The following is an 8,257-nucleotide window of genomic DNA, read 5'->3' as shown; positions in this document are numbered from 1 at the left end:
GGCTGTGGACAAAATGATTTTACATTTTGTCACAGCCCCTTAAAAATCATTGTGCAATGTTCAGTTCTTTGCAGATGGCTCTCCCGAACCATCATGACAGGACAAGAGCGGCCAGCGCAAACAGCATGCAGCATATCACGGCAATCAGCATGGTCTGGCGCAGGATGATTCCTTCCTGTCCGGCGATGCCCGCCGTTGACGTTCCGAGGAAGACGTTGCTCGGTGAGAGCAGCGTCCCCACCGCGCCGCCAGCTGTCTGCAGGGCCAGCAGCTGCTCCACCGGCAGATGCAGGATGGTCCCCATCTGCTGCTGAAAAGCCGCAAACAGGATGTTTGACGAAAGATTGCTCGCCGTCATGAAGGAGCCGAGCAGACCGACAAACGGGGCCGCCAGCAGGTACCCCTTTCCGGTAAGCGTGGCCAGCCCTTCAGCCAAAGCCCTGGTCTGCCCTGTCGTCACCATGATTTCCGACATCGCGAGCAGGAGCACGACTGCCGTTGCCACCGGCCGGGTGCGGCAAAGCGCATAGCGGCAGGCAGAAGCCAGGACCGTCTTCCTGCCCCTTCCTGATTTTCGAAAAGGCCCCACAGGGACAGGCGGCGCAGCAGCGGGTATCCCGCCTGTTCGCCGCCAGAGCAGGAATGCCCCAAAGCCCAGGAGTGATGCGAGGAAATTGGCCAGTTCTGCATGGACATATGAAAATAGCGTCTGCCCTTCTCCCTGCAGGATACCGAGGCACAAGACGAGGAAGAAGGTGCGGCGCAGGCCGCTCCAGCCATCTGCCAGATACGCAATCAGAAAACCGGACAGCAGACAGACCAGAAGCAGATACGAAGACGACAACACCAGGACCGTGCGCTCCATGGAGGGCGTCAGTGTGACCTGCGTCAGCAGGCCATCCCAGGCAAGCCCGATCGTACCGAAGGTATTTCCCCAGCATTGGCCCAACAGGGCAATCAGCACGGCGCGCAGCGGCGGAATGCCCAGCCGGACCAGCAGCGGCGCGCAGATCATCACCGGCACGCCGAAGCCTGAGATTCCCTGCAAGAGATGCGCAAACAGCCAGCCGACAACGAGTGCCTGTACCGCCAGGTCTGTGGAACAAGCCTGCAGGAACTGCTGCAGACGCTGCAGGATTCCCAGCGCTTCTGCTCCAGCATAAAGCAGCAGCGTGCCGAATATGACTCCAATGATGGGCAGCGCATGCAGCACGCCCTGCAAGCTGGCAGCCAGCAGCAGCGTGCTCGTGGCGCCGAAAAACGCGCTGCCGAGCGCAGCGGCCAGCAGGAAGCCCAGTCCCGCCGCCCGCTGCACGGACTGACGGAGCGCGAGCAGCATGACGAGCAAGGACAAGATTGGCATCAGCGCCAGCAAACAACGTTCCACATCCATTCAGAAGCCTTCCTTATTCCGATTCGGTTCAACTATCCTGCTTTTTCTCAAACCGATATTTCTGCTGCACCTGCGGGTATTTATCATGGTCCACTTCGCTCATGAACATATCCAGCGGCCGGCAATATACGCCGCAGCTGCCATACAGGGCCTGGTACACGCAGTAGATTTCTCCCGTCTCGGTATGCATGACGGGACAGGCTATGATCTTATACATGTTATCCTTGAAATGTCTCCACAATTCCCCGGCCTGCGGGATGGCCCGGCGGTACTTGGCATGAAGCAGTGCCCGCTGCTGCTGGATTTCCTTCGATTCTTCCATAATTTCTCCTTATACGAGACCCCGCCTTCTTTTCCAAGAAACAAGCCCTCGCCATGCGCTGCAGGAAGCAGTCAGTCATCGGGAGGGCTCGCTCTTTATCCTTGCCTGTTATTTTCGCGGCAGGACTTCGACCCAGTAGCCGTCGGGGTCGCTGATGAAATAGATGCCCATGGCGGCGTTCTCGTAGCAGATGCAGCCCATCGCCTCGTGCTTCTTGTGAGCGGCTTCGTAATCGTCCGTCGTCACGGCCAGGTGGAATTCGTTCTCGCCGAGGTCGTACGGCTTCTTGCGGTCGTGGACCCAGGTCAGTTCGAGCTCATGCGGGGTCTTGCCGCCGTCGGAGAGGTAGACGAGCGTAAAGCCCGGCCCCTCGAGGCGGTGCGATTCCTCAAAGCCAAGCGCTTCCTTGTAGAAGGCCAGGCTCTTCTCGAGATCCAGGACGTTGAAGTTGTTGTGGGCAAACTGAAATTCCATGATGTTTCCTCCCAATTAATTTCATTGCAATCAAGTGCTTTTATATCCAGTGTAGCACATTTCCATCGCTTTTCCCATATTTGGCTGCCATTCTCTCTGCCGGTATCGTCACGCTGCCCCATGATTGACAACGTTACAGGCAGGCGACTCCCCGCCTTTGCTTTCTCCCGGCCGATATGATAGAATAGGAACATCAGACAGACCGCACCGATGGCTTGCTGCCGGGGCTCAGGGCTCCCGGCAGGCGCGCCAGCAAGCCGGGATGCTATTATTTTTATTTTAATCGTAAAGGGGAATTCATCACATGCTCAACCAAGTTTCTGTATTCGCGGAAAACACCAAGGGTGCTCTGCGCAGGATGACGGCGGTGCTCGCTGCGGCCGACATCAACATCTACTCCATGCTCGCCAGCGACAGTGCTGAGTTCGGCATCATCCGCCTCGTCATCACCGATCCGGAGCGCGCCGTCGAAGAACTCAAGAAGGCCGGCTACCAGTGCCACATCGACAAGGTCATCGCCGTCGAGATGGGCGATACGCCGGGCAGCCTCGACAAGATCCTCAACCATCTCTGCGAGGCCAATGTTTCGCTCGACTACCTCTACATCTCCTACGACCGCCAGGCCAGCAAACCGGTCGTCATCTTCAAGACGCAGGAGCCGGAGGCCGAGACGTTCCTGCGCGGCAAGGGCTACAAGCTCGTCGACAAGTTCTGACCGCTGCTCAGACAATACGATACGGGATAAAAGGAGCCGCCAGTCATCGGGAATCATCCGGATGGCTGGCGGCTTCTTTGCTTGAAAAATGCCCCGGCTCGCAGGAACCGGGGCGTTTGTGACCGTATGGGGTATCAAGAAAATCAGAGCATTTCTGCGAGGTCGAAGATGAGCTGCTTCGATTTCTCCCAGCCGAGGCACGGGTCCGTGATAGACTTGCCGTACGTGCCCTCACAAATCTTCTGGTTGCCGTCCTCGATGTAGCTCTCGATCATGAGGCCCTTGACGAGCGTCTGGATGTCCGGCGAGATGCGGCAGCTGTTGACGACGTCCTTGGCGATGCGGATCTGCTCGAGGTACTTCTTGCCCGAGTTCGCATGGTTGGCGTCGACGATGACGGCCGGATTCTGGAGATTGCGCTTGTGGTATGCCTCGTAGAGCGAGCGCAGGTTCTCGTAGTGGTAGTTCGGCAGGCTGTTGCCGAAGCTGTCGACGTAGCCGCGCAGGATGGCATGGGCGAGCGGATTGCCCGTCGTGCGCACCTCCCAGCCGCGGAACAGGAATTCCTGCGAGTGCTGGGCCGCTTCGATGGAGTTGAGCATGACGGAGATGTCGCCCGACGTCGGGTTCTTCATGCCGACAGGTATGCCGATGCCGCTTGCGATCATGCGGTGGAACTGGTCCTCGACGGAACGCGCGCCGACGGCTGCATACGAGAGCAGGTCAGAAAGATAGCGGTAGATTTCCGGATAGAGGATTTCCTCGGCGCAGGTGAAGCCCGTTTCGCGCACGACGCGCGCGTTCATCTCGCGGATGGCGATGATGCCGCCGAGCATGTCTTCCTTGCCCTCCGGGTCCGGCTGGTGCAGCATGCCCTTGTAGCCGATGCCGATGGTGCGCGGCTTGCTCGTGTAGACGCGCGGCACGATGAGGATCTTGTCCCGGACCTGTTCCTGCACGGGCACGAGACGGTGGATGTAGTCGAGCACGGCCTCTTCGTTGTCGGCCGAGCACGGGCCGATGATGAGCAGGAAGCGGTTGTCCTGCCCCGTCAGGATGGCGGCGATCTCCTTGTCGCGCTGGGCCTTGATCTTCTTGACGCGGTCGTCAATCGGAAACTGCTCCATGAGCTCCTGCGGCGTGGGCAGCTTGCGGATAAATTCCATTTGCATTTCCATTCGGTTTTCCCCTCTCTGGTGATTCTGATGGGTTCCATTATATCATAGATTTTGCCGTTTTTCAGCCCGGCAGGCGGTCCAAGAACACAAAGCCGCAGATCATGAGGAGCGTCAGGAAGGCGTTGGCCGCCCAGAGGATCGGCAGCGACAGATTCGCGTACTCCCCTTTCTTCTTCGACTCGCGCAGGAAAAAGCCCGTCATGAGGGCCCAGAGCAGCGCGAGCGGGACGCACTGCATGAGATTGTCCTCGGCAAAGAAGCGCAACAGGAAGACCACGAGGATGATGTCGGTGATGACAGCCGGTTTCATCGATACACCTCGCTTTCCGAGAGGTACGTATCGCGGCGGAAGAAGCGGCCACCGATGCCGCCCATGATGCGCTGGATTTCGGCGAGGAACTCTGGCCAGTTCTCCGGCAGCTCCGCCGGCACATAACGGCAGCGGATGACCGTCTCGGTCCCGTCGTGGCGCGTCAGGCGCACCTCGAGCTTCGGCCCTTCCTCACCGCGCTCGGCCGGCCACTTGTCCTCGAGATGCTGCGTGCGGTCGAGCATGTCGAGCAGGCGGATGATGGCGCGCGGCACCTCGTAGGCGTGGCGTTCAGTCCCGAGTTCCTGCTTGTGGCGGTTGTAGATGATGACGCGGCGGCGCCGGTCAAGGGCCAGCTTCTCACGGATTGGGATCTTCCTGCCGCCCGCCTTCAGGGGGACTTCCTCATAGAGCGAGAAGCGCACCGATTCGATGTGGTTCTCCTGGCGGATGGCCGCCCCGGGCAATTCGTTGAGCCAGTCGATGAACGAGGCCCAGTTCTCAGGATACGCCCCGCGGCCCGTGATATGGCGCTGCGGCTTGCCCTCCTCCTTGTAGAGGAGCGTCCACTGCGTATCGGCCCGCGCGGGCTCCTCCGGCACGAAGCGGCTGCGCCAGCGCTGGATCCCGAGCTTCTCGAGCTTCCGGAGCCAGCGGCGGCCGCTCGGCAGCTCCTCCTTCGGCAGCTCCTGCCCGTCCTGCGGCTCCTGCTCGGCAAAACAGCGGCGGCAGCCCACGTACACCTTACGATCTTTGACGACCGCCTCCACCTGCCAGCGGTCCGCCGTCAGCGGGCCGCCCAAGATAAAGGATAATCGTTCCAACACCTCAAGCACTCCTCTCCAGTTACCATTTCATTTTACAATTGCGTTAAAATGTTAAAAGTTTTTTGCATCATGCCAGGAAAAGCGGTACAATGAACCTATCATGAAATAGGAGGTATCCCTATGAAAAAAATATGGCTCATTGCCACCATACTCTGCCTGCTGGCGTTCCCGGTCAGCGCGTTTGCGGCCACGTCGGACAACGCCAAGGCCTTCGCCAGCGAGGAAACGGTCGCCACGCAGTGGATCGACACGATGCTGACGAAGAACCAGCCCGAAAAGGCCCTGACGCTCATGGGCAAGGACGCCCAGACCAACGTCAAGCCGGCGCAGATAAAAGAGATCCGCGACCGCATGACGAAGGAACTCGGCACGCTCAAGACCACGCGCTTCATCAGCTGGACGCGCTTTGACCAGGCCGACCAGTTCATCTACCTCATGGGCTTCGACAAGTCCCCGACAGTGCGCTGCGAGCTGCTGTTCAAGAAGGACGGCACGCTTGAGAACTTCAACCTGACGCCGTTCACGGTCCAGCAGAAGACGGCCGCCAAGGCCAGCGACAAGAAGTAAGGTCCCCCCCGCAGCCTGTAAAAATACCCTGTGGCACATCGAGATGCCCACAGGGTATTTTTTATGCCGTTCTTGCTCGAAGAGGCATTCCCCAGAGGAAGAAGGCCAGGACCTCAGGACAGGCATGCCCTGACGTGGTCCAGAATGACGCCCGCGAGCTCCGCCTTGGATGAAAGCGGGCAGTCACAGACCGTGCCGTCGCGCATGAAGAGCTTGGCACAGTTGGTATCGACGGCAAAGCCCGCATCGGGACGCGAGACATCGTTGGCCACGATGAAGTCGAGGTTCTTCTTCGCGAGCTTGCCGCGCGCGTACTCCTCGAGCTTCGTCGTCTCGGCCGCAAAACCGACGAGCACCTGCTGCCGCTTCTTCTGGCCGAGCTCCAGCAGGATGTCCGGGTTGCGCTCGAGCACGAGCGTGAACTCGCCCTCGCTCTTCTTGATCTTGTTCTCCGCCACGATCTTGGGGCGGTAGTCGGCGACGGCCGCGGCCTTGATGACGACATCGGCATCGTCAAATTCGCGCAGCACGGCCTCGCGCATCTCGCGGGCCGTCTCGACATGAACGCAGCGCACGCCCGGCGGCACCGGCAGCGCCGAGGGCGCCGATACGAGCACGACGTCAGCGCCGCGCGCCGCGGCCTCCTGTGCGATTGCGTAGCCCATGCGCCCCGTCGAGCGGTTGCCGAGGTAGCGCACGGGGTCGAGCGGCTCGCGCGTGCCGCCGGCCGTCACGAGGACCTTGCGGCCGAGCAGGTCGCGCGCCTTCGCGAAGAACGCCTCGACCTGGCGGGCGATGTCCGCGGGCTCCGGCAGGCGGCCCTTGCCCGTCACGCCGCAGGCCAGGTGCCCCGACGCTGGCTCGATGATGTGGAAGCCGCGCGCTGCGAGCTCCCGGAGGTTCTTCTGCGTCACGGGATTCTCGTACATGTTGGTGTTCATGGCCGGCGCCAGGAATACCGGCGCCTTCGTCGCAAGCAGCGTCGTCGTCAGCATGTCGTCGGCAAGGCCCGCGGCCGCCTTCGCGAGGAAGTTGGCCGTGGCCGGCGCGACGAGCAGGAGGTCCGCGAGGTTCGCCAGTGCGATGTGCTCGACGTTGTGCGTCGGGACCTTGTCCCACATGCTCGTGACGACGGCCTGCCCGCTGATCTCGCGGAAGGTCAGCTCCGTCACGAAGTCCTGGGCGGCCCGCGTCATGATGACGTGCACCTCCGCGCCCGCCTTGCGCAGGCGGCTCGTGAGTTCAACGGCCTTGTAGGCCGCGATGCCGCCCGTCACGCCGAGGACGATTTTCCTGCCGGCAAGCGGCCCTTGCGCAAGCATCTCCTCCATGGCGCCTTATTCCTCTTCGTCCAGCTTGTACGTGATCTCGCCCTCGGCGATCTCCTCGAGCGCGTTCGTCACGTTCTTCGTGGAGTGTGCCTTCGTCGCGAGCAGCTCGGCACCGTCGAGCAGCTGGCGGGCGCGCTTGGCACCGAGCACCACGAGGCCGTAGCGGCTGTCGACTTTCTTCATCAGGGCATCGGTCGACGGATTGACCATGCTCATCTCAACATTATTCGTTTTCATTGTTCAACACCTCAGCAATTACTTCTTCTTTATCAATGCGGCAGTGCTCTGCCACCATGATGGACTTGATGCGCGAGACGGCCTGGCGCACGGTATCGTTGATGACGACGTACGTGTAGCGGCGGCCGATCTCGATTTCCTGCTTGGCCGCGCCGAGGCGCCTGGCAAGGGACTCCGGCGTTTCCGAACCGCGGCCGCGGATGCGGCGCTCCAGCTCCGGCAGCGATGGCGGCAGCAGGAAGATGAAGAGCCCGTCGGGGCATTTCTCCATGACGTTGAGGGCTCCCTGCGTATCGATCTCCAGGAGGATGTCCTGCCCGGCCGCACGGCGCTCCTCAATCTTGCCGAGCGGCGTGCCGTAATAATTGCCGTAGACATTGGCGTATTCGAGGAAGCCGCCGTCCGCGATCAGCTGCTCAAACTTCTCACGGTCCAGGAAATAGTAATTCCTGCCATCGACCTCTCCGTCGCGCGGCTGGCGCGTCGTCGCCGAAATCGAGTAGGCAAGCTCCGGCGTCTGCGACAGGAGTTCTGCGCAGACCGTGCCCTTCCCTGTTCCCGATGGTCCGGATACCACAATCAATAAACCCTTGCTCATATCTTCTCATCTTTTCCTTTGCTGTCGAATTTCACATCGAGGTCGTCACTGCCGTTGTCCACGATGCGATGTGCCACCGTTTCCGGCTGTACTGCGGACAGGACCACATGATCGCTGTCCATGATGATGACGCCGCGCGTGCGTCTGCCGTACGTCGCGTCGATCAGGCGCTCGCCGTCGCGCGCTTCCTGGATGATGCGCTTGATGGGGGCCGACTCCGGACTCACAATCGCGACGATGCGATTGGCGGCAACGATGTTGCCGAATCCGATATTGATCAACTTGAAATCCATATCCGTATTCAC

Annotated in this window: 12 protein-coding genes; 2 read left to right on the top strand and 10 right to left on the bottom strand. The window is 60.5% G+C overall.

Annotated features, from left to right (window positions below; genetic code table 11):
• Positions 1 to 91 precede the first annotated feature (91 nt).
• From DWZ54_RS04030 to DWZ54_RS04020, 3 genes are all read right to left on the bottom strand, one after another.
• Positions 92 to 1,393 (bottom strand): L-lactate permease, encoded by a 1,302-nt coding sequence (locus DWZ54_RS04030; RefSeq protein WP_118474604.1) that lies wholly within the window; start codon positions 1,391 to 1,393, stop codon positions 92 to 94.
• Between the two features lie 28 nt (positions 1,394 to 1,421).
• Complete coding sequence (locus DWZ54_RS04025; protein ID WP_118474603.1) at positions 1,422 to 1,715, bottom strand: DUF1653 domain-containing protein; 294 nt, start codon at positions 1,713 to 1,715, stop codon at positions 1,422 to 1,424.
• A gap of 108 nt (positions 1,716 to 1,823) precedes the next feature.
• A complete protein-coding gene (locus DWZ54_RS04020; protein WP_118015949.1) occupies positions 1,824 to 2,189 on the bottom strand; it encodes a VOC family protein in 366 nt (121 codons plus the stop codon).
• Positions 2,190 to 2,493: 304 nt separating this feature from the next.
• On the opposite strand from DWZ54_RS04020, the gene DWZ54_RS04015 reads away from it, so the two are divergent.
• Positions 2,494 to 2,904 carry an ACT domain-containing protein gene (locus DWZ54_RS04015; protein WP_118474602.1) on the top strand — a complete coding sequence of 137 codons (411 nt, stop codon included), beginning with the start codon at positions 2,494 to 2,496 and terminating at the stop codon, positions 2,902 to 2,904.
• Positions 2,905 to 3,047: 143 nt separating this feature from the next.
• Here DWZ54_RS04015 and DWZ54_RS04010 read toward each other — a convergent pair whose 3' ends face one another.
• The 3 genes from DWZ54_RS04010 to DWZ54_RS04000 all read right to left on the bottom strand — a co-directional run bounded on the left by DWZ54_RS04010 (position 3,048) and on the right by DWZ54_RS04000 (position 5,219).
• A complete protein-coding gene (locus DWZ54_RS04010) occupies positions 3,048 to 4,082 on the bottom strand; it encodes a 3-deoxy-7-phosphoheptulonate synthase (RefSeq protein WP_118015947.1) in 1,035 nt (344 codons plus the stop codon).
• A 61-nt stretch (positions 4,083 to 4,143) separates the two neighbouring features.
• Complete coding sequence (locus DWZ54_RS04005) at positions 4,144 to 4,392, bottom strand: hypothetical protein (protein ID WP_118474601.1); 249 nt, start codon at positions 4,390 to 4,392, stop codon at positions 4,144 to 4,146.
• Positions 4,389 to 5,219, bottom strand: coding sequence for a hypothetical protein (locus tag DWZ54_RS04000; RefSeq protein ID WP_147369889.1), 831 nt, complete (start codon positions 5,217 to 5,219; stop codon positions 4,389 to 4,391). Before DWZ54_RS04000 ends, DWZ54_RS04005 begins: the two co-directional genes overlap by 4 nt.
• 120 nt (positions 5,220 to 5,339) lie before the next feature.
• Here DWZ54_RS04000 and DWZ54_RS03995 point away from each other — a divergent pair, with 120 nt between their 5' ends.
• Positions 5,340 to 5,786 carry a hypothetical protein gene (locus tag DWZ54_RS03995; protein ID WP_118474599.1) on the top strand — a complete coding sequence of 149 codons (447 nt, stop codon included), beginning with the start codon at positions 5,340 to 5,342 and terminating at the stop codon, positions 5,784 to 5,786.
• 113 nt (positions 5,787 to 5,899) lie between these two features.
• On the opposite strand, the gene coaBC is transcribed toward DWZ54_RS03995, so the two are convergent.
• The 4 genes from coaBC to remA are packed head-to-tail and all read right to left on the bottom strand — an operon-like array spanning position 5,900 to position 8,245.
• On the bottom strand, positions 5,900 to 7,117 hold the full coding sequence (gene coaBC, locus DWZ54_RS03990) for a bifunctional phosphopantothenoylcysteine decarboxylase/phosphopantothenate--cysteine ligase CoaBC (protein WP_233541611.1): 1,218 nt from the start codon (positions 7,115 to 7,117) through the stop codon (positions 5,900 to 5,902).
• A gap of 6 nt (positions 7,118 to 7,123) precedes the next feature.
• Positions 7,124 to 7,354 (bottom strand): DNA-directed RNA polymerase subunit omega, encoded by a 231-nt coding sequence (rpoZ, locus tag DWZ54_RS03985; protein ID WP_118015943.1) that lies wholly within the window; start codon positions 7,352 to 7,354, stop codon positions 7,124 to 7,126.
• Positions 7,341 to 7,952 carry a guanylate kinase gene (gene gmk / locus DWZ54_RS03980; protein WP_118474598.1) on the bottom strand — a complete coding sequence of 204 codons (612 nt, stop codon included), beginning with the start codon at positions 7,950 to 7,952 and terminating at the stop codon, positions 7,341 to 7,343. Before gmk ends, rpoZ begins: the two co-directional genes overlap by 14 nt.
• On the bottom strand, positions 7,949 to 8,245 hold the full coding sequence (gene remA / locus DWZ54_RS03975) for an extracellular matrix/biofilm regulator RemA (RefSeq protein WP_118015960.1): 297 nt from the start codon (positions 8,243 to 8,245) through the stop codon (positions 7,949 to 7,951). The genes gmk and remA overlap by 4 nt, the downstream gene beginning before the upstream one ends.
• Positions 8,246 to 8,257 lie beyond the last annotated feature (12 nt).

This window comes from Mitsuokella sp. AF33-22 (assembly GCF_003475755.1).
GTDB lineage: Bacteria > Bacillota > Negativicutes > Selenomonadales > Selenomonadaceae > Mitsuokella.
Note: the sequence above shows the minus strand (reverse complement) of the source record. Positions and strands in the feature narration are given on the sequence as shown.

Coding starts and splice junctions, on each gene's coding strand:
- DWZ54_RS04030 (WP_118474604.1), bottom strand. CDS start 1,393: ATGGATGTGGAACGTTGTTTGCTGGCGCTGATGCCAATCTTGTCCTTG.
- DWZ54_RS04025 (WP_118474603.1), bottom strand. CDS start 1,715: ATGGAAGAATCGAAGGAAATCCAGCAGCAGCGGGCACTGCTTCATGCC.
- DWZ54_RS04020 (WP_118015949.1), bottom strand. CDS start 2,189: ATGGAATTTCAGTTTGCCCACAACAACTTCAACGTCCTGGATCTCGAG.
- DWZ54_RS04015 (WP_118474602.1), top strand. CDS start 2,494: ATGCTCAACCAAGTTTCTGTATTCGCGGAAAACACCAAGGGTGCTCTG.
- DWZ54_RS04010 (WP_118015947.1), bottom strand. CDS start 4,082: ATGGAAATGCAAATGGAATTTATCCGCAAGCTGCCCACGCCGCAGGAG.
- DWZ54_RS04005 (WP_118474601.1), bottom strand. CDS start 4,392: ATGAAACCGGCTGTCATCACCGACATCATCCTCGTGGTCTTCCTGTTG.
- DWZ54_RS03995 (WP_118474599.1), top strand. CDS start 5,340: ATGAAAAAAATATGGCTCATTGCCACCATACTCTGCCTGCTGGCGTTC.
- coaBC (WP_233541611.1), bottom strand. CDS start 7,117: ATGGAGGAGATGCTTGCGCAAGGGCCGCTTGCCGGCAGGAAAATCGTC.
- rpoZ (WP_118015943.1), bottom strand. CDS start 7,354: ATGAAAACGAATAATGTTGAGATGAGCATGGTCAATCCGTCGACCGAT.
- gmk (WP_118474598.1), bottom strand. CDS start 7,952: ATGAGCAAGGGTTTATTGATTGTGGTATCCGGACCATCGGGAACAGGG.
- remA (WP_118015960.1), bottom strand. CDS start 8,245: ATGGATTTCAAGTTGATCAATATCGGATTCGGCAACATCGTTGCCGCC.